We start from the raw sequence: 26,606 nt of genomic DNA, 5'->3' as shown, positions 1-26,606 counted from the left end.
TCTCCCACGACGCACCCGTACGCGTTCACGCTGTATTCCCGTCATCGTCTCGCTGACGGTGCTCGTTCGGTTGGAACGCGTATCGGGTGACGTCGACGAGCCGTCACCAGCAGAGCCGGTGGCGACTCGACGGCTGTGACCGAGACCGAATAGAACGAGAGCGGCAAACACTGCCACCACAGCGAGGCGTCGAACACTCCCGGCTGGATGTCCGACGCTACAGGTTGGGCAGGGCGAGTGCTTCGGGGCTTGTCCCCGAGATACTTCACGACCTCGCAAGCGACGTGTTGTTTCTGGAGACGAGCCACGCGACGAACACCTCGGTTCACCTCGCCGAGTATCGCGCAACGATCGACCTCGAGGTGACCGACCACGCCAGCGCGGTGTTCGTCGACGGCGACCGCGAGTGACTCGAGTGACTCGAGTGGGTGGATCTCGCTATCGACGACGAGGACTTCCCGAGGTGTGGAGTCGCGTTCGAGCGCGACCACGCCGACGTAGTCACGACGGGTTCCGTCGGCGTCGGCGAAGCGAGGCGTCTCGAACAGCGACCGCTCGTGGACTTCGCGGTCGAGTGGTTCGAATCGGACCGCAGATAAGAGGCGTCAGACGGACTGCTGTAAGCCATCGGCGGTGCAACCGGGGGCGTCTTGCGGTTGCGTCGAGGGTCGTTACAGGAAACCGTCTCATACGGAATGCTGTACGATGTCCCGGCGCGACCGCGAGCCCGACTGCGGTCGCGCCGAAACTAACGGACAGCAAACCGTATCAGTCGTCACTGGGGGCTGCATCCGGTCGGTAGCCTCGACTGATCTCCTTCCAGCGGCCGGTCCAGAACCGGTAGTAGTTGATCACCGCTGGAACGAGCGTTTCGGCGAGGAAAGCCAGATACAGCCCTAGCAGACCGATCGGTGCGATCGAGACGCCGGGAACTGTCACCTCGAGGACCGGAACCGTTGCCGACGGGAGCGTGAGTCCGGCCGCACCGAGATAGGCGAACGGAATTGCGAGTCCGAACATGCCGAGCAACTGGCTGTAAAACGGCCACTTGGTGTCGCCACTGGCCTTGAGCGCACCCGAGGCCCCCGTCGCGACGCCTTTCAGGAGGATAGCGAAACAGGCGACCTGGACGAGCGCCACCGTCGTCCCGACGGCGAGCTCGGCAGGGTCGTCGGTAAACAGGAGGACGATCGGCTCGGCGAACGCAAAGACGATCACGGCACCGACCGCGTAGACTGCAGTAGCGAACAGGACGATCTCCGTGCCGAACCGTTCGGCGCGTCGCTCGTCGCCGGTACCGAGTTCCTGGCCGACGAGACTCGAGGCCGCGAGTCCGAAGCCCCAGCCGGGCGTGTTCATCAACCCCCAGATCCGGCGGGCGATGACGTAGGCCGAGACGGTGTCCTGGCCAAAGAGGTCGACGATAGCGAGCAGCGGGAACTCCGCGGCCGTCCAGACGAGTTTCGTTCCGAGCACCGGGAGCCCGATCGCCGTCAGGTCCCGGATCGTCGACTCGTGGAGGTAACTCCCGAGTGGATCGACGCTGACGGGGAACTTCCCGGCACCCGGTAGCCAGCCTGCGACCAGCCCGACCGCGAAGGTCGCCGTCACCGCGACGTTAGCGAGGACCGTCCCGATCGCCGCCCCGGAGACGCCCATGCCGAGTCCGAAGATCAACGCGGCGTTGAGGACGATGTTGACGACGGCACCGCCAGCACGAACGACCATCGGCGTCCAGGCGTCGTCCATCCCGACGAACGTCCGGCTTCCAATGAGATTGAGTCCAGCAAAGGGAACGCCGAGTCCGACGATCTGGAGATACGTCGCCCCCGGTTCGATCGCTTCGGGATTGGAGCTGAGTAACGAGATCAGTTCCGTCGGGACGTACCAGAACGTCACAGTGATCGGCAACGTTATTCCGACGACCAGCAATGCGCTCGAGCGAATGGCCTGGCCGAGTTGATCGAACGCCTCGGCACCGTATCGCTGCGAAACGAGCGCTATCGTCCCGCCCGCGACGCCGCCACCGAGAGCGAAAGCGAGCCCCCAGAACGGGGTGGCGAAGCCGACGCCGGCGATGGCAGCGGAACCGACGCCGATGCCGACCATCGCAACGTCGACTGCGTTCTTCGACATCCGGGCCAGACCCGTGACGACTCGTGGCCAGGCGAGATCGGTGGTTCGGCGTGCACGCTCGGCCTCGATCAGACCGAGTTTCGCGAGCGCGAGCCCGATCCAGAGGATGGCGAGCCGAATCGGGTTTGGAAAACGCCGTCCCACGGGAATCGAATCGGCGTAGTCACGTCCAGTTAAAAGACCTTCTCGAGGCGGCAGACGGAACCGGTTTCGAATCGATACATCTCCCCGTGGTGTGCGCTGTCGTTACACGACGAGAGACTCGCCGACCCGGCTCGAGACGTTGTAGCGAACCCCGCTCGAGGCCGTGCTTTGGTCCGTGACGGTCGGCCCCGTCCCCTCGTTGGTCCTACGTCGGGAACGGTGCCGGGAGATCGTACCGGTCCCGAACGGCGGCCACACAGTCCTCGAGATCCGGGTTCGAGACCGACCAGTCGCCGTTGCCTGGAATTCTCGGCGTTCCCGGTTCGAACCCTTCGACCTCGCTGACGATCGGGCCGTAAGCGAACTCGCCGAACGCCTCGGAAGCGGCGACAACCCGTCGACCGTCGACGCCGCCGATCGGTTCCGAAATCGTTCCGACGGTCCGGGACTCGTCCCACCAGAACGCAGAGAGGATCACGTCCACGGGCGTGCCTTCGATCCGAACCGTCTCGCAGTCCAGAAAGTCGACGCTGACCACGTCTGCCATACCGTCGCGTTGGCTGTCCGGACTAATCAATCATTTTTGATGTCGACGGGACTGTCACGAACTCGAATAATATACGCAGCCGTTATGCTTCGAAATCAAATGTGACTTACGGTGGACGGCGACGCGCCACGGCACACCGTTTGGTCGGTATACGAGAGCGACGACTGGGGCGTCTCATACGGTTTGCTGTCAGTCAGTTCCGTCGCGACCCCAGAAGGGCTCACGGTCGCGCCGGGACATCGGCACAGCACTGGCGCGCTCGCCGTCACCTCTACAAGTGCGTTCATCGGCAGTGCTGATTATGCTACGTCCGCCACCACGTGCCGACTGCCTTCGGCGACCTCAAGATGGCAGCCGCTACGTCGCGAGAGATGCTCGCGCAGGGCGGACAGGCAGGCGCTTCTCCAGCCACCGCCGCCTCGAGCAGAGTTTCGGTCGGCCGTCGCCAGCACTCCGCCAGCACGGCGTACCCCTCGGCCAGTTTGGTTCGCTCTCGATCGTCGGTCGAGGGGAGTACGGATTTACTTATGTGGGGTTTTCTCGTCGGGGACATCGTGGCCGCCGTCGGTGGCGGTGGTTGCGTCTGGATTAGCAGTCGCTCGCTCGGTCGAACCGACGCTAACTGGTTCGCCGCCGCCGGGCTGGAGCGGGAGGAATCGGAGCCCGAGCGTGACGATCAGGGCTCCGATCGCGACGATTCCGATCGTCACCAGCAGTTCGATCAGCGTCGGCGTGTAGTTGCCGGCGGTGACCCAGACGTCCGAGCCGATGCCGGCGTAGTCGGTGCCGCTTGCCACGCCCGGTGCGTCGGCGATGTTCAGGTCTTGATACCCCGTGAAGATGAGATAGACGCCCTCGAAGAGGATGCCGACGATCGCCAACACGCTCGCGGTGAACACCGCCCACAGTTTCTGCCGCAGCGACGGAACCGCCAGCAGGACGATCGGAATCGCCCCGCCGACGACCGTCCACAGCCAGAAGTGGAACGTATCGCCCACCAGGAACGCGCTCGTGATCGCCCAGAACTCGAACTCGGCCGCCCACGCGTGAGGCAGTCGTTCGGCTGCCACCAAGTAGACGACGTGGACTGCCACGAACACGCCCAGCACTTTCCCTAACTCGGGAACGAGTTCTTTCGGCAGCCGATACTGGGTGAACCGATCGATCAGGATCGCCGTCACCAGCAACAGCGCCAGTCCCGACACCAGTGCCTTCATGATGAACATCGGCGCGACCAGTGGGTTGAACCAGTCACCACGACCGATCTGGGTCGCAAAGATCCAGCCCGTCACCGAGTGCAGCGCGATCGCAAGCGGGATCGCTATCGCGGCAGCCCAGAACGCCAGTTTCCGGTCTTTTTCGCGCCCGTCTTCCGTGTCTTCGGTGCCAAACGCCAGCCGCGACCCCAGCTTCGCGAGGTCGCGTCGCGTCAGCAGCCAGAGATAACCGGCGCTGAACAGCCCGTAGAGAACGACGATCCCGAAGTCCCACACCAGTGGCGACCGGAAGTCTGGCGACGTCAAAAAGCCAGTTATTCGGCTCGGCCGACCCAGATCGGGCAAGAGCAACAACCCGGCAACAGCGATACACGCCAGGCTCAACAACACTCCCAACGGAGCCAGCGTCGCGTACCGATCCGAGTGGAAAAACTTCGGCGCACTCGAGATGATCAACCCACCAGCCGAGAGGCCGATGAAGAGGACAAACAGCATGATGTACAGCCCCCAGGAGAAGACGTTGTCCATCCCGGTGACTGCAAGCCCCTGACTGAGCTGGTAGGCCCACGCGCCCAGGCCGACGACGATCGCCAGCACGAGCACACCAATCCAGGCCTTTCCGCGCGTGCCGAACTCGGGGACGACGACCCCTGCCTCGGCTTTCTCCTCTCTCGTACTCATCAGTCGTCACCTCCCGATTCCTCTTCAGCGTCTCCGCCACCGGGCGCCTCGTACGTGATTTCCTCGCGGCGTCGTGGCGGGTCCTCGAGTTCGCTTTCCATCTCGTCACCCAGGTGGTTTCTGCCGGGCGTCATCTCCCCGTTGACGTAGTGGGTGTTCGGATCGGTGTCGAGTTCCTCGAGCAGTCGGTCTGTGTCGTACTGGTTGACGTACCGGGAGACGGTGCTCTCCGGATCGTCGAGATCGCCGAAGATGCGGGCACTCGACGGACACGCGATCGTACAGGCCGGGTCCAGCCCCTCGTCGAGGCGGTGGCTACAGAAGGTACACTTCTCGACGACGCCTTGCTCGCGCTGTTCGACGTTGCCCGTGCCGTCCGGCGGGACGGTCTCGGGTTCGTCGTAGTTGAACACGCGAGCGTTGTACGGACAGGCGCTCATACAGTAGCGACAGCCAATACACTTGTCGTAGTCGATCTCGACGATGCCGTCGTCGCGCTTGTAGGTGGCGTTGACCGGGCACACCTTCACGCAGGGTGCGTTCTGGCAGTGTTGACACGCCGTCGGCTGGTAGTCCATCGACAGCGTCCCGTCACCACCGTCTTCCGGGAACTTACCTGCCGGCGTGTCCATCGCGTCGCCGCCGACGGTCAGGATTCGATTCCAGGCGTTCCCCATCGAGACGTTGTTCTCGTCCTTGCAGGCCACGGCGCAGGCGTGACAGCCGATACACCGTTCCTGATCGATCACCATCCCGTAGTTTACCATCAGTCGTCACCTCCAGCTGGACGTTCCTCGAGCCACTCCGTCGGCTCTGGGTCGTCGTATCTGCTCGTGTCGACTTCCGGGGCGGGCTCGACCTCGACGCGGGTGTCGTAGAACGCGAAGTTCTCGATCGCGTCGCTGACCTCCGTGTGCGTGAGGTCGTTGAGGTGGCCGGCGACGAAGTCGTCGCCCCACCAGCCCTGATCCGTGTTCACGAGCCCTGGCCGGTAGCCGTCGTTGTACTTCGCTTTCACGACCATCTCACCGCGTTCGTTGTGAACGCGGACGTAGTCGCCGTCCTCGATGCCCCGTTCTTTCGCGTCCTTCGGATTGATGTCGAGTTGCGGTTCGGGGTTGATCTCTCGGACGGCCGGATTCTCGGCCCACTGGGAGTGGATACGCCATCGCGAGTGACCCTGCATGAACACCAATGGATACTCGTCCGCGAGTTCGTGATCGTCGGCCGTTCGGTCCTCCATCGGCACCGGCACCTCGAGTGAGATGTCTCCCTCGGACGGAGCGTCCTCGTCGTAGATCTCGAGGCGGCCGGTCGGCGTGTTGAACTCGTCGGTGAAGACGACCTCGTCGGTTTCGACGTGGACCGTCCCCTTCTCCTGCAGTTCTTCGAAGGTGAATCGGTCCTCGGCGTCGAGAATCTCCCGGAGCAGCTCGGTTCGTTCCCGTGTGAAGTGCTCGCCGTAGCCGAGTCGCTCGGCGAGTCCGGCGAGCATCCAGTTGTCGCTTCTGGAGTCCCAGAGCGGTTCGTGGGCCGGCTCGCGGTACATCACGTGCGGATGTTCGCCTGCGCCAGTGACATCTTCGCGCTCGGTCCAGTGAGAGGCCGGCAACGCGATGTCGGAGTACTGGACGTTCGGCGTGTGGTGGATGTCGGCGACAGCGACGAGATCGAGATTCTCGAGTGCATCGAGCCAGCGCTGGCGATCCGGCATCTGGTTGGCGACGAAGTTCGACGACTGAGCGTACATCATCTTGATCGGCGGGTCCTCGTCACCTTCCATCGCCGACAGGATGCCTTTCTGCTGAAGGCTGCGCGCACCCGGGCTCCCCTCGACCGTACCGTAATCGCTGGCGAACCCGGAGCCAGCGAACCGTCCGCCGGTGATCGAACCGCTTCGACCGTAATCGCCAGTCAGTGCGAGCAGGATCGCGTACGCCTGACCGAAGATGTGGCCGTAGACGTAGCGGTCGACGCCCAGTCCGGTCATCACACCGCCCGGGCCACGCGACGTGAGCCAGCGGACGGTCTGTCGAACGTTCCCTGCGTCGACGCCAACCGTCTCCTCGACGGCTTCGGGCGAGTAGTCGGCGACGGCAGCCTCGATCTCGGTGAGGCCGGTCGTCACGTCGTAGCCGTCGACCTCGTACTCGCCGAAGAGCGCGTACTCGCCGTGGGTCTCGGGCTCGAGGGCGACCGGTTCGCCGGTCTCCTCGTCGATCGCGACCGGCGTCTCGTCGTCGCCGTCCTCGAAGACATCGCCAGTCTTGAGGAGTTCGTCAGTGTCGGAGCGGACGAGCGCTGGGGCAAGGGTCCGCTCGCGCAGGAACTCCCGATCCTCGAGACCTTCCTCGAGGACGGCATGGATCATCGCCATCGCGAGGTGGATGTCTTTGCCCGGCTCGATCGGGAGCCAGAGATCGGCTTTCGCCGTCGTCTGGTTGTAGACGGGGTCGATGGCGACGACTTTCGCGCCGTTTTCGATCGCATCGAGGAGGAACCGGGCGTCGGGGTTGAGCCGACTCCGGAACACGTTCCCGCCCCAGATGATGATCGTGTTGGCGTTTTTGATGTCGGTCCGCATGTTCGTGGGCGTGTTGAAGTAGCCGTCGCCCGTGATCCGGCGGAACCCGAGTCCGACGTTGATGTCGATCGACCACGACTTCATCGTCCCGCCAAACAGGTTGGCGAGCCGTGAGAAGATTGTTCCGTTGATACCGCTCCCGCCGGACCCGAGTTCGAAGTAGACGCTCTCCGGCGCGTACTCGTCGCGGACGCGCTCCATCCCGTCGGCGACGTAATCGAGCGCCTCGTCCCACGTGACCTGCTCGAACTCCGCGTCGGGTCCGCGTCCCTCTGGGTTCGGATCGTCCGGCGACCAGTCACTGCGGACCATCGGGTACTTCAGCCGATTCGGATTGTAGGTTCGGTGGACGTGGCTCTGTCCGAGCGTACACGCGCGCCTGAACTCCTCCCGTTCGGGGACCTGCGGTTCGACTTTCCTGATCTGGCCGTCTCTGACGTGAATGTCGAGTGGACAGTGGCCCCGACAGTTCGGGGAACAGTAGCCACTTACCACCGTGTTCTCGTCGAGGAACCGCTCGACGTCGTGGACCTCCTCGCCCTCTCCGAGCGAGCGGAGGACGTTCGTTCCACCGTACCCCAGCACACCGGCTGTTGCGCCGGCGGATAACAGCACGGAACGCCTGCTCAAGCCGTTTTCGTCGTTGTTACTCATGTGTATCGTCTTCCTCTATTGGTCGTTCGTCGATGCCGAATTCGGCGATCACGTCGTCGTGGTACTTTTCGTAAAACTCCTCTTCGGACAGGTGTCCGAGAGTCACTCGAACGGCGTCTCGACTCATCCGCTTCCCGAGTTCCGCATCGTAAGGCCCTGAATCAAGTATCTCGTCGGCGGTTTCTTCCCATATTGCGGGATCGATCCCGTCGACGTCCTCACCGGTCGACTCCTCATCGGATTCGTCGTCCATTAGTCCCCCTCCAGTTACTTCTACGACCGATTCACCCCTCCACCCGTCGGCGAACAGTTCAGCCTTTTATAAAGGGGCCGAGCGCTCGAGAGCCAGCACGGAAGCGACGAGCTGGCGGTCGTTGGAAGCGTCGTATCGTTCCACCGCGATTACTACGTCGAACCGACCCACACGATCAGATGCGACACATCAATCGACGCCTGGGACGGTACTAGTAGCGTCCCAAGTTTACTCTGACTAGTGCACTCGACTTCTGATCGAGAATCGTGATCGGTTTGGGCCAACTCTCAACTAGTCGGTCCACGCTTGGGATGGTACTAGTGGCGGGCCAAGCCTACACTGATGGGTCGAATCTGTCGGTGTGGCTCGATTCGACCCGTCAGTCGACGGTTGGGACGGTACTAGTGCTCAAGCAGATCCAGCAGCAGTTTCGATTCCGCGGCACTGAGTCGCTGTGAGAGTGTCGACTTGGAAACCTCGAGTTCTGAGGACAGTTCGTCGAAACTGATCTTTCGGGGGGAGCAGTAGTAGCCGGATTCGATCGCGACGGTCAGAGTGTGCTGTTCACAGCGGGTCAACAGCGACAGGTCGACCGATCTGAGATCACTCGTCGCGCTGTCACCGGGAGTCGAGAGTCGTTTCAGTGAGACGTCGTCTGCGATCTCTCGCAGGTCGCTGATGACGCTCTTCAACACGCTCCGATCGGAGAGATACGTCGAGATGACGACGTAGTCGTCGTGGGCTGTTTCCGGAATCGGAACGCAGTTGTGATCGATAAACGCAGTGCAGAGACAGTGAGAGGACAACTGCGTCTCGACCTGTTTCGGGCACGATTCGCCCGGCTCCTCCGATACGAGTATGTGGCACGTGTCGTTCAGGATCTTGTGTGAGATGAGAGAACTGCTGTCGATTTTTTCTAACGGGCAGCGGCAATCTCCAGTGGTGATCCCGATCTCGGCACGGAGTTTTCGCTGCCCGTCGCTTTCCTTGGTAGATCGATCCTCTTTCCTGACGCTCATAGATGGACTCAGCACACGACCGTTATGAGTACGTGCCGAATTCCTGCGCCCTGAGAATTGATCTGCCTACCGTACCGGTGGAACTAGTACCGTCCCAACCGTCGACTGACGGGTCGAATCGAGCCACACCGCCAGATTCGACCCATCAGTTCAGGCTTGGCCCGCCACTAGTAGCGTCCCAAGTCTACTCTGACTAGTGCGCTGCACTTCTGACCGAGAATCGTGATCGGTTTGAGCCAACTCTTAACTAGTCGGTCCACACTTGGGACAGTACTAGTTGGTACTCTGCAGGCCAAGCACAATCGCTCTTCGGAAGTACACTGTTGATTTCAGAGCACAACATCGATGGCTTGTTTGAGTGGTTCGTCACCCGGTTTTCTGTAGAGAGCTCTGCGGAGTTGAAAGGCTCTGAGATACGGCGTCAGTTTGTCTTTTGAAATTCCTCGATGAGGCAAGAGCCACGGTCGCAGCAGCGACCCGTGGCTCTCGCAGGTGTTGATGTGAGCGTCTTCGTCAGCGTATTCACCGTCGCTGTGGACGACGTATTCGCGGTTGAAGATGTCGTCGTCATCGAGTGGCTCGTATGCTCGAAATCCGTCGGCATAGACGGTTAGCGACTCCTGCTCGTGGTTGTCGAGCAGGAGTCGCACAGTCGATTCGTCGGCGGATTTCGTAGGGACCACGTAGCGGTTGTCCGCGCCACGATCAATGAGTGTGAATACTGGCGGTTTGCCGCCTGCGTACGAGCCGCGCTCACGCGCGGCGAGGCCACGCGAGCGCGGCTTTGAGTCCTGCGGAGAGATACAGTTCGTCGATTTCGACCGGACCTGAGAGTGTGATTGAGGGCGCGTCGAGCGTTCTGGCGAACTGCTCGACGCACTCTTTCAGTGCCCGGTACGAGAGACCAAGTTCAGCCTCAAGGTGGCAAATGTTTGTGTTAAACCGTAAGAACGTGTAAATCATGAAGTCCCACTCTTTGAGCTTCAACTGGAATGGGCGAAGATTGTACCAGTCTTGTCATTGAGCGAACGACCGCAATTCAGACACAGAGACCGTTGATAGACTCGATAGCTGCCATTTCTGACCGTGCGGTCAGAACGGCAGCGGGGAGGTTCAACACCGTTTCGCCAGCGAACCTGCTCCAACAGGTCCGCAGCGTCCGATTCAGACACAAAGCGGTGCATTGGGAACATATCGGGCACCGCTGCCGCGGTGTCCTTGTCCTCTTTGACTGTCAGCTGCAGCTCTCGGTAGCAACAATCTACTTCACAAGAGCGAAAGACGAATACCGAAAGGCTTTAAGAGGAAAACACACCGCCGTTACAGCGGTAGCGAGGCGAACGCCAACCCGTTTGCTATATTCAGCCACCGCTTATTTGTCTCCGGTCCCAACCCGAGGACGACCCTGGCAGGTGGCGCGTTGCCCGACGGCTACCTCTTCCCAGGGTCGCTCGACTCTCGAGGCAGCGGCAACGCTCCGACACCGCGAGTCGAACGCCTGCTGACAAACGTGGGTTGCCAGCGGCCGAGGTTGTTTCCCAGTGTCAGCGACGACGCTCGTTTTGTCCAACCTCCGACAACGGAGCCACAGTAAAGCAGTCGACCTGTCACGAGACGGTACGTCAAGCTAGCGGCCCGAAGACGACGAACCCGCACCGACAGACGATCGTCCTGGCAGCAGACGCCAGTGTGTCACCCCAAACGCTCGCCTCCGAAAACCAGCCGACTCCCGGACCGATACGGAAGGCTACGGCCAAAAACCACTGACTGACTCCGAACGCAACCGCATCGACGTCACGAAAACGAACGGTATGCACGCTCGAGCGGGCTGAAAGTCGAGCCGAACGGCTGGTTCGTGAAGCGTGCGAGGAAGACACGAAGAAGTCTTCGATGAACCGTCGATATGGCCTGCTCCGACGGCGAGATTCGTGAACTCGAACAGGACACCGACGCTCAGAACTCTGCTCGAGTGGTTGCCGACGAGAAAGCGATAGCGGTACACTGATCGTTGGGGCTATGGTGATACCTCATTCCAATAAGTTGTGTACGACTCACAGATCGAATGAGATAGTCAAAAATTAGGAGAGAGTCAGTATGAGGCTTAGTCTTCGTCTGGGTCTAAGACCTCAAAGCTACCGATTGTTGCGGAAGCTTCTGCCTGCTCACTTAGCGGAGGTTCGTCGTCATCTGCATCAATTCCATCTCCAAGGTATGCAACGACATTTACGCTGACACGTTCCCCATCACTGTCAGCGTCTAGCTCAACAGTCACCTCAGTCCCGGTGGCCTCTAATGTCGCTTCATCGGGTGTGACTGTAAACGCATCGACCTGACCGTCAAAATCTTTGTTATCAAACAGCACCTCTCCATCGGTTGCGTCCACTAGCGCAACTCCGTCAGCATTCCCAAGGGAAGTTACTGAAACCATCACTTCCTCTTCACTAGCGTCGTCAATGTTGACACCAGCCTGTGGGTCTTGCTGCATATCGTCGCCAATTCCGAGAACGAAGGTCGCGATCACCGCGGCGAGAATCACAGTAATCGCAACCATCAGTATTACGCCTATAACTGGTGAGACAGCGCGTTCGTTTGACGATTCGCCGCTTCCAAATGTGTACTCGAGTTCGAACATGGAGATTCACGCACCGATGGACAGTTCGAAGGCGTCTTCCAGCGACAGAGCGTACGCGCTGGTCGGACGGAACCACCACATCGTTCCGATCACCCTTCTTGCTGCCGTGATGATGCGGTCAGTCGTTTGAACTGTCCACATATATAATCAACTCTTAGAGTGATTGCTTGAATCAACGCTGTAACTGCTTGTATCTTCTTGCTCCCGATCACGTACCTGCAGAACGGCGCGACAAACCTTGGTAGTAGTGAAAGTATATTCTACCAACATGTTTTTCTATCGAACACCGTGACCTTCTATCATGCCGTCCGACCGAGGGCTAGCATCCGAACGTGCGCTTGCACGCACCTACCACAGCCGCTCCTACACTGACGCCTACGAAGCCGTCGAGGACTACCGCCGCGTCACCCAGTATGCGAGTGACCACCCCCGGAAAGGCTCGGGTGCCGTGTCGACGGCGCTCGAGCTCCCGCGAAGCCGTATCCGGCCGTGGCTCGACGACTCGAAACCCAACCCCGTCCGCGCAATCGAAACCGCTCGCAACTACGGCTGGCTCGAGTGCACCTACGATAGTCCCGCATTCGACCCGCTAAACACCCTCGTCGCCAGCGTCTTCTCCGGCGGCTCGATCACGGCCGATCACTACCAGCCATCGTTCCCACTCGACGACCAAGATAATCGCGTCGTCGATGCACTCGAGTTGACCGACGTCGAGTACGAGATCATCGAGGACCGCGACGGGCGTGCCGACGAAGTCCGTCCCACTGACGATGGAACTGTTTTAGGTCGTGTGCTGACTGTGCTGGGCGCTCCGACGGGACCGAAGGCAGCACAGCCTCTCTCGCTGCCGAGCTACCTTGAGGACGCACCGGCGGACGTTCGCAAGCAGTTCGTCGATGTGTACCTCGAGCACCGCGCGGTCGAATATCGGGGGAAGGATACACTCTGCATTCAGGAACAACGAAATCGAGAGTATCTCGCCGGTCTGGCTGCGCTTCTCGACGACGTAGCCGACGGCGGGGTGGCCCTCCGGGAGCGCCATATCATCATCACGGCGGCTGCCTCACGTCGTTTAGACGCCGTGAATTAACGATACACTCGGCGTGAGGTCCTTGTGGCCCCAGAGTCGATCGTGATCGAACCCACCGATGGCATCGGACAGCGACCGCTACAGTCTCCCTGGCAGTACGAACTCGTCGTTCTCTGATACCGAGTGGTGTCCCGATGGACCGGCGCGACCGCAGGAGCGCGCGGTCACGCCGGAACTGACTGACAGTAAACCGTCTGATACGGTTTGTTGTATTCAATTACCGCCGATCGTCGATCCCGTTCTGGCGATTGGCGGTAAATAGTTACAACAATCCGTCTGAGTCATCGACACCACAGTGAGCGATGACCGATCGCTACGGGGGACAGACCACCGTCGGCCAGACCCTCACAATCCGCGAGAATTTTCTGGAACCCTCGTCTGCCCGGTAGGCTGGCTGGCCGATCAACACCCCGCTCTCGAGGCCGACCGACTCGAGAGACGAACTCGTCACGCATTGTCCTCGCCCCGCGACAGCCTGGGGCGTTTTCAGGTCCACGCCCTCGAGTAGAGACGCTATCGAGGCTGGAAACATCACTCTCTGATTCGACTACACTTTGGCGAGAATTCGAGTCCGCCCTCCCCGATTTGAACGGGGGGCAAGTCGATCTACAGTCGACTGCTCTACCAGTCTGAGCTAAGGGCGGTTGCACTCGTACGTAGCCGCCGAGGGAAACATAAGGGTTATCATTCGAAGCCGACGCCGGCATGTAATCGACGGTGAAAGGCAGAAGGATTGATATGGAGCGAAAGAGTACGTGAGAATATACTGGCTCATGAGCAAGATCACGTTCCGTGCCGACGACGACCTCGTCGAAGCGCTCGAGTCGCTCGAGCTCTCGAAGAGCGAGGCGATGCGGCAGGCGCTTCGGGCCTACATCGACGAGCGGCCGGAACGGAAGATGGGAGGATCGTCGACGGCCGTCGACGACGTCGTTCGCGAGCGCGTGGACGAACTCATCGAAAAGCGGCTCCGCGAGGAGCGGCGTCGCGGCCACGCGCCGGCGGATGACGGCCCGCGCTCTCGTGGGGCCGTGAGAGCGGAACAGCCACAGGATGTAACTGTCTCCATCTCTCTCGAGGGGGAGTCTCTCCGGACCGATACCCCGGATTCCGTTTCCGAGCGCACGCGGGAGACGAACGCTGACCGTGAACGCCGTGGAGAAGACCGGGCACGGCGGGGCCAGCCCGAAGGGACGACCTGCGGACAGTGTGGTGAACACGTCGCCGACGACCACGTCTACTGTCCTAACTGCGGAGAGAAAGCGTCTCGGCGGCTGTTCTGTGACTGTGGCGACGAGTTGCGATCGGACTGGGCGTTCTGCCCGAGCTGTGGTCGTCGGACGCCGTCTGCGGACGTGCTCGAGCCCGACGTTCAACGAGACTGATAATCGTAAGACACGGAGATTGAAGATCGGCGGAACTTTTATTATACTGGATAGCGATCGGTACAATCGCGTAAGACGGTCGTCTTACAACGGAGCGAAATAGCGAAAATCGCCCGACGTCGGGCTGCTCCGGTGTAAGACACGTGCGTCAGACAGGGGCGCGCGCCGTCTTACCCAATCGGGGAATACAACCATGGAGCGTGTGACACTGCGAATTCCGAAACAGCAAATCGAAGAGGTCGAACAACTAGTCGATTCGGGGAAGTTTCCAAACCGTAGCGAAGCGATCCGATCGGCCGTGCGAGAGATGATCAACGAGGAGTACGACGAGCAGCCGGAGCAACAGCCCCGCGAACGTAACTGGGCAAAGGTGTAACGATGCAAGATATCGTTCAGGACGCACTCGACAACGCGGAAGAGGAAGCCCAGAAGATGGACGTCGAACTCGACAGCGACGAGTTCGGTGATCCACGTATCGTCATCGTCGGCTGTGGTGGCGCGGGTAACAACACGGTCAACCGACTGTACAATATCGGCGTCGAAGGTGCTGACACCGTCGCGATCAACACGGACAAACAGCACCTGAAGATGATCGAAGCCGATACGAAGATTCTGATCGGCAAATCACTCACCAGCGGTCTCGGCGCGGGCGGCGATCCATCGATGGGCGAACGCGCCACCGAGATGGCCCAGGGGACTATCAAAGAGGTTCTCGGGGATGCAGACCTCGTGTTCGTCACTGCGGGGATGGGTGGTGGCACCGGGACGGGTGCCGCTCCCGTGGTCTCGGAGATCGCCAAAGAGCAGGGCGCGATCGTCGTCGGCATGGTTTCGACGCCGTTCAACGTCGAGCGTGCGCGGACGGTCAAAGCCGAAGAAGGCCTCGAGCGACTGCGAGAACAGGCCGACTCGATCATCGTCCTCGACAACAACCGGCTGCTGGACTACGTCCCGAACCTCCCGATCGGCAAGGCCTTTTCGGTCATGGACCAGATCATCGCCGAGACGGTCAAGGGTATCTCGGAGACGATTACACAGCCCTCGCTGATCAACCTGGACTACGCGGACATGTCCACGATCATGAATCAGGGCGGCGTCGCCGTGATGCTCGTCGGAGAGACCCAGGACAAGAACAAGACTGACGAGGTCGTCAAGGACGCGATGAACCACCCGCTGCTCGACGTCGACTACCGCGGCGCGTCGGGTGGTCTGGTCCACATCACCGGCGGCCCCGACCTCACGCTGAAAGAGGCCGAAGGGATCGCCGACAACATCACCGAACGCCTCGAGGCCTCCGCGAACGTCATCTGGGGCGCTCGTATCCAGGAGGACTACAAGGGCAAGGTTCGCGTGATGGCGATCATGACTGGCGTCCAGAGCGCGCAGGTGCTCGGTCCGACGACCCAGAAACAGGCCGACAGGTCGCGTGCGAGTATCGAAGGAGTCGACGACGGAGACTTCGACGCGAGCAACCACGTCGAGAACGTACAGTCGTCTTCGGGTTCTCGATCGCGTACTCGTTCGAACACGGACTACGGTGCCCAGAGTGACGGGGGACGAAACGAGGTCGAACGACAAAATGGCGTCGACGTGATCCGGTAGCGACGTCGGTTCGCCTTCGAAACTCGTACTGTTCGGCCGAACCGGTCGTGACGCAGTAGCGATTGTGTTGCTCGCACACGCGTTCTCTTCCTGGCCGAGCTCAACGGTCGTTTACGGCCGTATACGGACGAGCCGTCTGACAGCGTACGACCCGATGCCGTCTGCGTATGACGTGTCGTACACGCCGGCGACGATTATTCGGCCAGTGACTCGAGCAACGAACATTTCCGACAGATCTCTCGCGTCGTCGTCGATCCGCACTGGGTACACTCCTGAAGGTCGACTCCGTCGTCGCCGCTGTACTCTTCGGTGGCGATGCTGGCGAGTTCTTCGTACCCCGCGATGATCGAGTGACGGGTTCCTGGATGATTCTCCTCGAGTTCGTAGAGTAACTGCTGGATCTCGCCGCGGTAGGCCTCGCTGGCGTGGGGGCACTCGGTGATGTGTGCTGGCAGGTCTTCGACGTGAGCGTAGAGGGCAACTTCCTTCTCGGGGACGTCCCGTAGCGGCTTCGCGCGCGGGACGAACTCGTCTTGTTCCTCTCGTTCCGAGAGCGGGCCGAGGCTCGCGTCGAAGTGTTTCGCGATCTGTTCGACATCGCCCTCGAGGAAGTTCATGAGTGCAGTCTGGGCCTCGTCGTCCAGGTTGTGGCCCGTCAGCAGGAGGTCGGCCTCGAGGTCGTCTGCGTACCGCGAGAGGACGTCTCTGCGGAAGACGCCACAGTAGGCACAGGCGGCCATGTTCTCGGGGTCGTCCTCGACGACGTCGTCCATCCGGATGCCGAACTCCTCTTCGTAGCCGACGACCTCGTGGTGGATACTCAGACGTTCGGTCAGTGCGACACAGGCGTCGACGGACTTGTCGCGGTAGCCGTCGATCCCCTCGTGGATCGTCAGTCCGACGAGTTCGATGCGGGGGTCTTCGGCGAACGTGTCGTGGAGGATCTTGGTGAGGACGACGCTGTCCTTGCCGCCAGAGAGGCCGATCACCCACGTCTCGGGGTTCTCGGGCGTTGCGTCCTGCGGGACGAGGTCGTCTCGCCGTATCCGGCGACGCACTCGCTTCTCGACCGACTCGCGGAAGTGGTCGGCACAGAGGTGTTGCCCCGAGTAGGCGGCGTGCATGACCGCCTCCTCGCCACACCGGTTACAATCCATCAGAAAGGCGTTGTCGACGAGTGCTCATCACGGTTTCGTCTGCACGACTCGAAAACTGCAGCGTCACCTGCGGCGCTTTCGTCTCGGTGGCGGTTCGAATCCCGGTCACTGGATTGGTGCGACCGTTCGCTTCTCGACCGCTCGAGCGCCGTCCTCGAGCGCCTCGAGCACAACGTCGACGTATCGGTCCCGCAGCCGTGAGGAGAACAGTTCGTGACCGCCGTCGTAGAGGACGACGTGTTTGGCGGGGACGCGCCGACCGATCGCCGTGTGGTCGACGACCGGATCTCGGAGCGAGCAGAAGACGACGGCGTCGTGGTCGATGGTCAGCAGTTCCGCCTGGGCGTGTCGCGTCTCGCGGACGAACGCCGGGGAGACCCAGTGGGGTGTCGTCGCGATCTGGTGGTCGGTCGCTCGCTCGCCGAGCACCGAGCGATCCATCTCTCCGGCAGGAAGAAACGGAAACGCCGTCGGAATCTTTGCAGCCGCCTCGAGCGCGAGGTCGGGGTAGTCGTGTCCGTACCCCCACCACGGGCTCAGGTAGACGTGGTTGTCCGCGCCGTCGAGCGCCTGTGCGACCAGCGCACCCGCACTGTGAGCCAGTAGCTGGTACCCCTCCAGGTCGAGGACGTACTCGGCGATCGGCTCGAGCCAGTCGGCTTTGAAGTCCTCGACGTTCGTCGGGAGTTCGAACGCGTGGACCCGATAGCCGGCGTCGGTCAGTTTCCCGATGAGCCAGCTGACGTTCTCGTGAGTCCAGCGGTTACCCCAGCCCATGACGAAGACGAGCTCGTCGTCGCCGTCCTCGTTGAAGACGCGGTGTCGCATATGCGGAGCTTCCACGGGAACCGGTAAAAATCTGCTCTCTTGACAGGACGTCCACGGTCGCCCAACGCTCGACCACGGACCTGCCGTTTGCCAACGGTTTTGAGCCCCGGCGGTCGATTCGAGTCATGTTCGACGCGTTCCGTTCCCGGCTCTACCGGCTCGGGTTCAATTTCTTTCCCGCCTACCGGGGGACCGGCGGTCGAGTGACCTACATCGCCCCAGACTGGCAGGAGATCCGGGTCAAACTCCCCCACTCCTGGCGGACACGGAACTACGTCGGGACGACCTTCGGCGGCAGCATGTACGCCGCCGTCGACCCCTTCTACATGATGATGCTGTTGAAGACGCTCGGCGACGACTACGTCGTCTGGGACAAGGAAGCCGAGATTCGGTTCGAGAAACCGGGCCGTGACACGCTGTACGCGACGTTTACGCTTTCCGACGAGGAGATCGACGCCGTGAAAGCCGAACTCGCCGACGAGGACACCGACGCGATCGACCGCCACTACACCGTCGAACTCGTCGACGACGAGGGGACCGTCCACGCGACCGTTCGAAAGACGGTCTACGTCACGACCGAGTAACGAGAAACCGTTTTGCGCCTCGAGCCCGCATCTCCGTCAATGAGTGGATTTGACCGCGCGGACGCGGTCGACCGGCTCGAAGCGGTCGTCGACACAGTCGAGGACGAACGAATGCCGGTGCCGGTTCGGGAGGTGTGGGCCTTCGGTGACGTCGCGCTCGGACTCGACCCCGTCGAACGACTGGACGTCTACCTGACGAAGGACGTACTGGTCCGCGACGACAGCGCCGGCGGGGCGGACGACGACCCCGACGTGGGGTTCCGCGAGTCACACGGCATCGAGGGCGTCGGCAAGTCCGTCAGGGCCGACTGGGCGGCGGAGTATTCCAAGTATCTCCGCGCGAACGCCGCCGGCCACGCCGCTCCCGAAAAGTGTCTCGCGGCCCACCTGTTGGGCGAGGACGACTCCGATCCGGTCCACCTCGAGGTCTGTAACGCCTCCTTCGAGGACAACGTCACCCAGCGACTGCGGGGCGCACAACTACGGGACGAGTACACGCAACTGCTCGATCCGCGCGGCGTCTGTCTGTGGGCCGACGGCGTCCGCAGCGACGAGGCGTTTCGCAAACTCCGCGAGAGTGAACTCGCCCTCCCCACGCTCTCCGACGCTCTCGAGATGCTCGGCATGGACGACGACGAGGCGACCGAGGCCGCCCAAGAACTCCACGCCTGGCGAGAGGACCAGGAGGGCGTGACGGTTCGCGGAGACGTGGTCTGAGCAGACGTCGCGTCACTCGAACCAGCGGAGGCTCACCGCGAACAAGACCACCATCGACGCGAGAACGGCGGCCACGACGGTCGCAACTGCGAATCCGGCGACCCGCTCGATGACGACCGACTCGATAGAGAGCAGTAAAAATACGCGGCCGTTGACGTCTCGAGAGCGTGGCAGGTGCGTCGGCACGGTCACCGCGAGAGTGGCGGATACGAAGCACTTTGGTTCCGGCGTCGGTTCGTTCCGTATGGTTTCGGCTTCGATCGGAGCCGCCCTCGAGGAGTTTCGGTCCCCTCGAGTCGCGCTGCTCGCAAACGTCGCGCTCGTGATGACGGGGTCTGTGCTCGCTCTCGTCGGTTACCTCGACCTCGTGACGGGGGTTGTCGTCGTCACTGTCGGGCTACTCGGGATCGCCGTGTCACTGGTCGGTCACGGTTCGACAGAACGTGACGACGGGCATCACAGAGACGAGAGCGGCGACGGGTAGCCCGAAGCGAAGACGACGCTCGGTGGCTTCTGACCCGACTCTATAAGTCGAACCTGGTCGTGTTGGCCGGTTCGACACAATGGTCGGTGTGTGATACGGATCGCTGTACCGATCTCCCGGTGCAATCGCTTCGGATGACGGGTGTGCCAACAACGACGGACGGAAAACCGTACGAAACGGTACTAGACTCGCCCTACCGTGACGAAAAACGGAACCGTTTCCTCACGTTCGTACTCGCGGGCTTCCATCTGTTCGACGACGGTCCGTCCCATCCGCCGCCACTCGCTGCGGAGTTCGTCGTACTCGCGTTCGGTCAGTTCGCCGGAGAGCATCGTTTCCCGGTCGTCCGCCAGCCCTGCACCCGTTGCTTTCCGCCGCGCCGCGACGACCGCCCCCTCGTTGTAGGGCGGTTCGACCGTCCGAACGTGGTCGTACTGGCGAGTATCGAGTTCCTCGAGCCCTGCGGTCTCGAACGTCTCGCGGGCGTCGGCACCGAGCGCGATGTCCGTCTCGACGCCGTCGAGATAAGCCTGGCGTGCTCGACGCTCGAGGTCGCCCTCTGTCGCGACGCTCGAGTCGATCGAGACGGCAGCGTTGTTGGGTTCGACCGCCGCGACGAGGTTCGAGGAGACCCGCGCGAACTCCGTGATCGCGGCTGTCGGTTCGGGCAGGTTGATCAACAGCGCCTGGCAGATCACCAGATCGAACGTGTCGTCGGGAAACGGCAACTGGCAGGCGTCGCCGGAGACGACGGGAACGTGCTCTCCGGCGGCCTCGAGCAACCGAGAGTCGGCGTCACAACCGACGACTTCGGCCCCGGATTCGGTCGCGAGCACACGGCTCAGTTCGCCGGTGCCACAGCCAACGTCGAGGATGCGCTCACGGGACTCGAGTCGAAGGGGTGCAAGCGCCTCGCGGGAGTCGTCCCACATCCCCCGGCGAGTTCGCTGCAAGTAGTCTTCGGAGAATTCGCGCACGCGCCGTCGTTGGGCGCTCTCGAGTAAAAGCGAGTCGATTCGGTCGCGTACTCAACCGAGGATGTCGCGTCCGGCAGCGACGAACAGAACGATTCCGATCAGGATCATCGAGCCCTGTGCGACGGCAGCGACAGTCGAGTCCACGGGGCCGCCGGTCAGGAGCGCGATCACGTCGGGGACGCCACGCAGGGAGCCGAGCACACCCAACAACGAGAGGACACCGATGCTGAGAACGGCGAGTTTCTCCCGTGGGGTTTTCACAGCTACAAGGCCGAAGCCGACGATGACGACGCCGAAGATGGCCGGGATGAGCGCCGTGACACTCGCAAAGTCCGAGAGCACGTACGAGCCGACTCCGACGGCGACGAGGACTGCTCCGAGGGCGATGCCGAGCACAGGCGTATCGGTCGTAGTAGACGCCATCTGACTTCCACTCGTGAGTCGAGAAAGTTAGCGGTTCCGAACCGAACGGAGTCTCGGACCGAAGACATCAGTCCGCAACCGCGACCGCGACGAGTGCCAGTGCCGTCCCGAGGACGACGGCACCGAGTACCCCCCTCGAGGTCGAGCAAGTCGACCACGATCACGAACTGGAACGCGAGGATGTACCCGAGCACCAGCAAGACGAGGTGGCGAAACAGAGTCTCGTTCATCCGCCGTCGTTTCGATCGTCTGATACATATACGTTCCGAATTGTCGGCTTCCCGACAAGAGACGTAGCCGGTCACTCACGGCTCGCGGCGCTCGCCGTTCGCAATACCGCAGTTCTCGCTCACTTCGTTCGCTCCGGACTGCACTCAACTCGAATCTTGCAGTTCGCGGGTCGTTCCTCCCTGCTCAGTATATCGAGATTCTCGCTCGCTTCGCTCACTTCGAATCTCGCAACTCCTTTACCTTCTCGATGTTCCAGGCGAACCCGCGCCCGTCCTCGGTCGGCGTCTCGAGCGCGAAAGGCAGGTCTCGCAGATCGGGATGGGTGACGATTGCCTGTATGCCGTCCTCGCCGATGTAGCCCTCGCCGATGTGGGCGTGTTCGTCCTTGTGGGTGCCGACATCGTGTTTCGAGTCGTTGAGGTGGATGTACTCGAGGTACTCGAGGCCGACGACGTCGTCGAACCGCCCGACAGTCTCGTCGACCGCTTCGGGCGTGGTGAGGTCGTTGCCCGCGACGAGCGTGTGGGCAGTGTCGATACAGATGCCGATGTCGGTTTCCGTTCGATCGATGATTCCCGCGAGGTGTTCGAACTCGCCACCGAGTTTGGTTCCACTGCCAGCGTCGGACTCGATGAGGATCTGGACATCCGCTGGCACGTCGAGGTCGTCGATGACGCCCGCGGCGTTGTCCAGGCCGCCTTCGACGCCCGCGCCGGTGTGGGCTCCGAGGTGGACGTTCACGTAGGGAACGCCCAGTTTCTCTGCTGCGTCGAGTTCCGCTTGCATGCTCGCTTTGGACTTCCGGCGGAGATCCTCTTTCGGTGTACAGAGATTGACCAGATACGAAGAGTGAATCACCCACGGCCCCTCGAGTAACTCGTCGCTCTCCTCTCGGAACCCGCCGGCAGCCTCGTTGCTGATCTCGGGCTGGGCCCAGACCTGTGGCGAGGTAGTGAAGATCTGTCCGCAGTTACCGCCGAAGGACCGCTGGCGGTGAACGGCGTTACGAATGTCGTCGTACGGAGGTGTTTCGTCGTCGGAAGAGACGCGCGATCCAGAGATAGATACGTGGGCACCGACGTTCATGGCTTCGTCTCAGTACCGAGCGATGAAAGGTACTTCGAAGCCGTCGGACGCCACCGACCCGACGATGCCGAGAACGAGCCGTCTCCGAACCGGTCGGCTCGACAGATGTCCCGCGAGATTACGCAATTCCCGCGTATATAAGACGCTACGTGCCGTATTCCACCACGGAGTGACGAGACGGATGATCAATCCGAAAGCGACTCTTCTCACCAGGCGTACTGTTCTCGAAGGAGTGGCAGGGATGGGTATGAGCCGACCCAGCAGCGGAGTCACGAGCGCGGCTGGCACCGTCTACGAGAACGAGACAGAAACGGCAGGAATCGGCCGTACTTCGAGCGCGTCGTCGACGATATCACCCTCGAGGTGGTCCGAGAGGGTAAACAGAAAGAGAGCGACCTGACGCTCGCAGCGAAACCGCTCGAACCCGAACAGATCGACCTCCGTGAGCCGACGCTCTGAGGCGGTTTCCTGTCTATCAGTGCCGCCGCAGCCGCGACCCGAAAGGTTGCACCGAGAGATCGAGACTGCCAGCCGTACCGGGAACGAGTTGCTCTGTGCCCCTCACGTCCGTGCGTCGTCGCCCTCGAGCGTCTCTCGCTTGCGAACCCACGCGCCCGATCCGTACTTCCGGTCCGCGAGATCGGCCGCCCGCTCGAGTTCGTCTTCGTGCCATCCTCCCGCCGCGGCGTCACACCAGTCGCATAACGCGTCGGCGAGCGTCTCGACCGCCTCCTCGCGGTCGATCCCGACCTGCTCGCGGATGCTCGTCACACGATCCGTGACGGTTCTGGGCTCGAGGCCGGCGTCGAAGACGCCGACGTGATGGTCGGGTTCCAGGTCGTAGCTGATCGACCCGTGCTGGATGACGACATCGCGCTGGCGGTACTGGGCGTTGCCGCTAATTTTCTGCGCGTCGGCCTCGCCTGCCGGCACAACGACGTCGTGGGCTGGATTGATATCCCGCAAGTAACACGAGGGGTGGTAGATCGACGCCTGTTCGGCCGCTGCGAAGTCCGCGTCGACACCCATCTGATCGAACGCTTCGAGGACCGGCTCGCAAAACAGCGCATAACAGTCCATCAGATCACCAGGCACTTCGTCTGCCGGTGCGACGATCGTGTACGAAATGTCTGCGTAGCGGTCGTGGTAGATCCCGCCACCACCGGTTTGTCGGCGAGTGACATCGATTCCCTCGCGCTCACAATACTCCCAGTCGACCGACGCAGCGTCTTGCCGATAGCCCAGCGAGAGCGTACTCGGTTCCCAGGAGTAGACCCGGACCGTCCGCAGGTCGTGCTCGAGCGCGCGCTCGGCGGCAACCTCTTCGAGTGCCATCTGGGTGGCTCCATCCCGGGGTTCGTCCCGGAGCAGTCGCCACTCTCGGTCGGCGAGTTCGGTTTCGGTCATGGGACGAGTCACGCAAGCGACGTGCAAATCGATTCCGATGGTCGTCGGCCGAGTCCGTGAAACGATCCGACTGTAATGCCTTATCTACGCAACTGCACTCTGTTTGCGGTTCCGCCGTCACGGACTGACGGGAGTTCGGATAGCGACACCATCTGCAACAACACCTATATGTTCATACCGCCGACGTATCTGACGAGACGCGATCGCGCCACACCAGCGACGCACCACTGGTGTCTGCGATCGTGACGACCAACAGATGAGTTCGAACGTCATAACCGCTATCGCTCGAGATCGACAGTATCGTTTCCGATCACTACCGCTGGCTCACGGACAGAGAGCGTCGACCACGCGCCGGTCGACACCGTCGTCTCGACTGGCGGGCCTGGCGTCGAACCCGACAACTCGGGCAGGTGGTTGGCAGTGATCGAGCACGGAACCCTGTTTGCGGCCACGAGTGCATTGCTCGCGGGCATGACGGTTGCGTTCGCACTGTGGACGCTACGAGTGCCGACTGGTGCTCGACCGTACGGATACGCGGTGTTAGTCGCCTGTGGATCGATGAGCATCTCCTACGCGCTCATGGCCGCTGGCTTGCTGACAGTCGAGACGACTGGACGGACGGAGTCTGTCGTTCGATTCCTCGGGTACACCGTCAGCTGGTCGGTCGTCTGTTTCGTTCTCGGCGCGATCGTCGATGCCGACCGCCGGACGACGCTCGCGCTCATCGGACCCGTCCTCGCCGCGCCCTGGGCGACACTCGCCAGTTGGGTTTTCGACGGGACAATCGCGGCAGTCGCTTCCCTCGTTCTTCTCGTTTCGCTGGGCGGGATGGTCTATCTTCTGGTGGGGCCACTCTCGAGCGTCGCCGAGACTGTGTCTGGAGAGCGAGCCCTGCTGTATACGAAGGTAAAGCGGCTGATCCTACTTGTCTTCACGGGCCTGATCCTGACTGGCGCCGTCTCCGAACAGAATCTCGGTCTGACTGGGGCTTTCGTCGGCCAAACTGTCGCAACGTATGTCGACCTGATCTGGCTCGCCGGCTTTGGAGCACTCGTGCTCCAGTACGCCGACACACTCGAGGCAGAAGAGGTTCCGTCACCGTTTTCGAAAGTCACACGCGGCGGTACTCACGGACAGCCCGACTGATCGACTACTTTCTCGATTCTCGTGTTCATACTGTCGGACAAAAGTCAATACGAAGTCGGTCGCGGATTCGCGGCCGCCTCCACCGGTGACGGCCCCAACAGAGCGACCGATCGTCACGTCGGTCTGTCCGGCAGTATCAGTCACGGATCGTAGACGACACCCGCTCGAGACCGAACGTATACAGGAGAAAGACAGTATCCGGAACGAATCGTCCGTGCAGTTGAGGTTGAATGCTCGAACACAACAGCCCGCACGGAGCACATTACATTCCCTAATTCTAACAAAACGCCACTGCAGAGTAGTGCGCCCCATATAAATTTCAGACTCTGAAGAGAGAAGGCAATTGTTTCGCTCCTTCAAACTCGGATCTGCACAGTCTTCGAAGAAATCGGCAACAGTCTTTATTGTATCTGACACGTGAATTTCGTGATGCGGTGTATACAAACCTCATACGGGAACGAAAGACAATGAAACCACAATCGTTCCACGTCCAGCGGAGACGGCAGTCGTATCGGCCGAAACACGTGCAATCCGACTCGGAGGAAAGACAGCGACGATGATCGAACACGGCACACTCTTTGCGGTCTCGAGTGGATTGCTCGGCGCGATGACGGTCGCGTTCCTGCTGTGGGCGTTCCGAGTTCCTGTGGGCGCTCGCTCTCACGGATACGCGGTCGTGATCGCGTGTGGGTCGATGAGCGTCGCGTACGCCCTCATGTCCACCGGGGTGTTGACAGTCGATTTGGCAGGGCGTACCGAATCGGTGACGCGCTTCCTGGGGTACACTGTCGGTTGGTCCGCCGTCTGCCTCGTTCTCGGAGCGATCGTCGACGCCGATCGGCAGTCCTTGTTCGCGCTCGTCGCCACCGTTCTCGGCGCACTGTGGGCAGCCTTCGCGAGCTGGTTCGTCACTGGAGTTGCCGCCGTGGCCGTCTCGCTCGTTGCCGTCGGGTCTCTGGTGGGGATGGGATACGTCTTGCTCGGGCCGTTCTCCCGCAACGCGACCCGCGTCGGCGGACAGCGAGCGCTGCTGTATGCCAAGCTCAAGTTCCTGATTCTGCTGGTTTTCGTCGTCATGCTCACGCTCGGCACAGTCTCGGAGCAACAGCTCGGTCTCACGAGCGCGTTCGTCGGGCAAACGGTTACGACCTACCTCGATCTCGTCTGGCTCCTCGGCTTCGGCGGGCTCGTTCTTCGGTACGCCGACGCACTCGAGAGCGAGCACGCCCCTTCACCGCTGTCGATCGTCAGCCGACCGGCCGAGCAACCGGCACCGTCCACTACCGACGTTGGATCGACGGAGTGAATCGAGCCGCTCGGCTGTCCAGTTCGACCTGACCGACCGTCGGCTGGTCACGGTCGGACTGCATCGACACACGGCAGTCATCTGAGAACCAAACAGCAACTTCTCCGATTCGGCGTCTCCACCCTGGTAGCGCCTCGTTCCCGCGCTCGGTCAGCACGTCGATCCGCCGGCCACCCGACGTCCTCGAGGCACATCCCTGCCGTCGCCGTCCGGGTCGATCCAATACGAGGTCGACCGCGCAGACGACCGCCGCGAACTCTTCCCGACATCCGGAAGAAAAACGACTGCCCTAAAAGAAGCGGTCGCCACTGTCTCC

Annotated in this window: 25 protein-coding genes, 1 tRNA gene and 2 pseudogenes; 11 read left to right on the top strand and 17 right to left on the bottom strand. The window is 61.5% G+C overall.

Annotated elements, in window-relative coordinates; translation table 11 throughout:
• Positions 1-86: 86 nt before the first annotated feature.
• Positions 87-599, top strand: a pseudogene (locus NATGR_RS20450) (AAC(3) family N-acetyltransferase).
• A 169-nt stretch (positions 600-768) separates the two neighbouring features.
• On the opposite strand, the gene NATGR_RS12295 reads toward NATGR_RS20450, so the two are convergent.
• The 9 genes and pseudogenes from NATGR_RS12295 to NATGR_RS12255 form a co-directional block, all read right to left on the bottom strand.
• Positions 769-2,280 (bottom strand): MATE family efflux transporter, encoded by a 1,512-nt coding sequence (locus tag NATGR_RS12295; protein WP_015233640.1) that lies wholly within the window; start codon positions 2,278-2,280, stop codon positions 769-771.
• Positions 2,281-2,485: 205 nt separating this feature from the next.
• Positions 2,486-2,827: a hypothetical protein gene (locus NATGR_RS12290; protein WP_005579664.1), complete on the bottom strand. Its 342-nt coding sequence runs from the start codon at positions 2,825-2,827 to the stop codon at positions 2,486-2,488.
• 521 nt (positions 2,828-3,348) lie between these two features.
• Complete coding sequence (gene nrfD, locus NATGR_RS12285; RefSeq protein WP_015233639.1) at positions 3,349-4,725, bottom strand: NrfD/PsrC family molybdoenzyme membrane anchor subunit; 1,377 nt, start codon at positions 4,723-4,725, stop codon at positions 3,349-3,351.
• On the bottom strand, positions 4,725-5,492 hold the full coding sequence (gene dsrO, locus NATGR_RS12280) for a sulfate reduction electron transfer complex DsrMKJOP subunit DsrO (protein WP_015233638.1): 768 nt from the start codon (positions 5,490-5,492) through the stop codon (positions 4,725-4,727). Before dsrO ends, nrfD begins: the two co-directional genes overlap by 1 nt.
• A complete protein-coding gene (locus NATGR_RS12275; protein WP_005579661.1) occupies positions 5,492-7,963 on the bottom strand; it encodes a molybdopterin-containing oxidoreductase family protein in 2,472 nt (823 codons plus the stop codon). Before NATGR_RS12275 ends, dsrO begins: the two co-directional genes overlap by 1 nt.
• Positions 7,956-8,216, bottom strand: a complete 261-nt coding sequence (locus tag NATGR_RS12270; RefSeq protein WP_005579660.1) for a 4Fe-4S ferredoxin N-terminal domain-containing protein — start codon at positions 8,214-8,216, stop codon at positions 7,956-7,958. The genes NATGR_RS12275 and NATGR_RS12270 overlap by 8 nt, the downstream gene beginning before the upstream one ends.
• 401 nt (positions 8,217-8,617) lie before the next feature.
• Complete coding sequence (locus tag NATGR_RS12265; RefSeq protein ID WP_005579659.1) at positions 8,618-9,235, bottom strand: helix-turn-helix domain-containing protein; 618 nt, start codon at positions 9,233-9,235, stop codon at positions 8,618-8,620.
• A 329-nt stretch (positions 9,236-9,564) separates the two neighbouring features.
• Positions 9,565-10,428: pseudogene (locus NATGR_RS12260) on the bottom strand (IS1595 family transposase).
• Positions 10,429-11,336: 908 nt separating this feature from the next.
• Positions 11,337-11,867 carry a type IV pilin gene (locus NATGR_RS12255; RefSeq protein ID WP_005579658.1) on the bottom strand — a complete coding sequence of 177 codons (531 nt, stop codon included), beginning with the start codon at positions 11,865-11,867 and terminating at the stop codon, positions 11,337-11,339.
• Here NATGR_RS12255 and NATGR_RS20445 point away from each other — a divergent pair.
• Both NATGR_RS20445 and NATGR_RS12250 read left to right on the top strand, forming a co-directional pair.
• Positions 11,866-11,997 carry a hypothetical protein gene (locus NATGR_RS20445; protein ID WP_269459369.1) on the top strand — a complete coding sequence of 44 codons (132 nt, stop codon included), beginning with the start codon at positions 11,866-11,868 and terminating at the stop codon, positions 11,995-11,997. The genes NATGR_RS12255 and NATGR_RS20445 overlap by 2 nt on opposite strands.
• 171 nt (positions 11,998-12,168) lie before the next feature.
• Entirely contained in the window at positions 12,169-12,957 is a 789-nt protein-coding gene (locus NATGR_RS12250; protein ID WP_005579657.1) for a hypothetical protein, read from the top strand.
• 570 nt (positions 12,958-13,527) lie between these two features.
• On the opposite strand, the gene NATGR_RS12240 is transcribed toward NATGR_RS12250, so the two are convergent.
• A tRNA-Tyr gene (locus NATGR_RS12240) sits at positions 13,528-13,601 on the bottom strand.
• A 129-nt stretch (positions 13,602-13,730) separates the two neighbouring features.
• On the opposite strand from NATGR_RS12240, the gene NATGR_RS12235 reads away from it, so the two are divergent.
• The 3 genes from NATGR_RS12235 to ftsZ all read left to right on the top strand — a co-directional run bounded on the left by NATGR_RS12235 (position 13,731) and on the right by ftsZ (position 15,944).
• A complete protein-coding gene (locus tag NATGR_RS12235; protein WP_005579654.1) occupies positions 13,731-14,342 on the top strand; it encodes a double zinc ribbon domain-containing protein in 612 nt (203 codons plus the stop codon).
• 193 nt (positions 14,343-14,535) lie between these two features.
• Positions 14,536-14,718, top strand: a complete 183-nt coding sequence (locus NATGR_RS12230) for a ribbon-helix-helix domain-containing protein (RefSeq protein ID WP_005579652.1) — start codon at positions 14,536-14,538, stop codon at positions 14,716-14,718.
• Positions 14,719-14,720: 2 nt separating this feature from the next.
• Complete coding sequence (gene ftsZ, locus NATGR_RS12225) at positions 14,721-15,944, top strand: cell division protein FtsZ (protein ID WP_005579651.1); 1,224 nt, start codon at positions 14,721-14,723, stop codon at positions 15,942-15,944.
• Between the two features lie 194 nt (positions 15,945-16,138).
• On the opposite strand, the gene ncsA is transcribed toward ftsZ, so the two are convergent.
• Together ncsA and NATGR_RS12215 are read right to left on the bottom strand one after the other, a co-directional pair.
• Positions 16,139-17,101 carry a tRNA 2-thiolation protein NcsA gene (gene ncsA, locus NATGR_RS12220; protein WP_005579650.1) on the bottom strand — a complete coding sequence of 321 codons (963 nt, stop codon included), beginning with the start codon at positions 17,099-17,101 and terminating at the stop codon, positions 16,139-16,141.
• Between the two features lie 105 nt (positions 17,102-17,206).
• The gene (locus tag NATGR_RS12215) at positions 17,207-17,929 is read right to left on the bottom strand and encodes an alpha/beta hydrolase (RefSeq protein ID WP_005579649.1); all 723 of its coding nucleotides are present in this window, start codon (positions 17,927-17,929) and stop codon (positions 17,207-17,209) included.
• 125 nt (positions 17,930-18,054) lie between these two features.
• On the opposite strand from NATGR_RS12215, the gene NATGR_RS12210 reads away from it, so the two are divergent.
• Both NATGR_RS12210 and NATGR_RS12205 read left to right on the top strand, forming a co-directional pair.
• On the top strand, positions 18,055-18,513 hold the full coding sequence (locus tag NATGR_RS12210; protein WP_005579648.1) for a DUF4442 domain-containing protein: 459 nt from the start codon (positions 18,055-18,057) through the stop codon (positions 18,511-18,513).
• Positions 18,514-18,552: 39 nt separating this feature from the next.
• Positions 18,553-19,230, top strand: a complete 678-nt coding sequence (locus NATGR_RS12205) for a DUF7095 family protein (RefSeq protein ID WP_005579647.1) — start codon at positions 18,553-18,555, stop codon at positions 19,228-19,230.
• Positions 19,231-19,242: 12 nt separating this feature from the next.
• Here NATGR_RS12205 and NATGR_RS12200 read toward each other — a convergent pair whose 3' ends face one another.
• Complete coding sequence (locus NATGR_RS12200; RefSeq protein ID WP_155897279.1) at positions 19,243-19,416, bottom strand: hypothetical protein; 174 nt, start codon at positions 19,414-19,416, stop codon at positions 19,243-19,245.
• A gap of 58 nt (positions 19,417-19,474) precedes the next feature.
• On the opposite strand from NATGR_RS12200, the gene NATGR_RS12195 reads away from it, so the two are divergent.
• The gene (locus NATGR_RS12195; RefSeq protein ID WP_005579646.1) at positions 19,475-19,714 is read left to right on the top strand and encodes a hypothetical protein; all 240 of its coding nucleotides are present in this window, start codon (positions 19,475-19,477) and stop codon (positions 19,712-19,714) included.
• 182 nt (positions 19,715-19,896) lie between these two features.
• Here NATGR_RS12195 and NATGR_RS12190 read toward each other — a convergent pair whose 3' ends face one another.
• From NATGR_RS12190 to NATGR_RS12175, 4 genes are all read right to left on the bottom strand, one after another.
• Positions 19,897-20,691: a class I SAM-dependent methyltransferase gene (locus NATGR_RS12190; RefSeq protein ID WP_005579645.1), complete on the bottom strand. Its 795-nt coding sequence runs from the start codon at positions 20,689-20,691 to the stop codon at positions 19,897-19,899.
• 51 nt (positions 20,692-20,742) lie between these two features.
• Entirely contained in the window at positions 20,743-21,114 is a 372-nt protein-coding gene (locus NATGR_RS12185) for a hypothetical protein (protein ID WP_015233633.1), read from the bottom strand.
• 444 nt (positions 21,115-21,558) lie between these two features.
• Positions 21,559-22,431, bottom strand: coding sequence for a deoxyribonuclease IV (locus tag NATGR_RS12180; protein ID WP_005579643.1), 873 nt, complete (start codon positions 22,429-22,431; stop codon positions 21,559-21,561).
• Between the two features lie 561 nt (positions 22,432-22,992).
• Positions 22,993-23,838: a lipoate--protein ligase family protein gene (locus NATGR_RS12175; RefSeq protein ID WP_005579642.1), complete on the bottom strand. Its 846-nt coding sequence runs from the start codon at positions 23,836-23,838 to the stop codon at positions 22,993-22,995.
• Positions 23,839-24,258: 420 nt separating this feature from the next.
• Here NATGR_RS12175 and NATGR_RS12170 point away from each other — a divergent pair, with 420 nt between their 5' ends.
• Both NATGR_RS12170 and NATGR_RS12165 read left to right on the top strand, forming a co-directional pair.
• Positions 24,259-24,984, top strand: coding sequence for a bacteriorhodopsin (locus NATGR_RS12170; protein WP_015233632.1), 726 nt, complete (start codon positions 24,259-24,261; stop codon positions 24,982-24,984).
• A 556-nt stretch (positions 24,985-25,540) separates the two neighbouring features.
• Positions 25,541-26,290 carry a bacteriorhodopsin gene (locus tag NATGR_RS12165; RefSeq protein ID WP_005579638.1) on the top strand — a complete coding sequence of 250 codons (750 nt, stop codon included), beginning with the start codon at positions 25,541-25,543 and terminating at the stop codon, positions 26,288-26,290.
• Positions 26,291-26,606: the final 316 nt, after the last annotated feature.

Origin of the sequence: Natronobacterium gregoryi SP2 (assembly GCF_000230715.2) — an archaeon.
GTDB classification, from domain to species: Archaea; Halobacteriota; Halobacteria; order Halobacteriales; family Natrialbaceae; genus Natronobacterium; species Natronobacterium gregoryi.
This window is presented reverse-complemented; position numbering and strand designations above follow the sequence as displayed.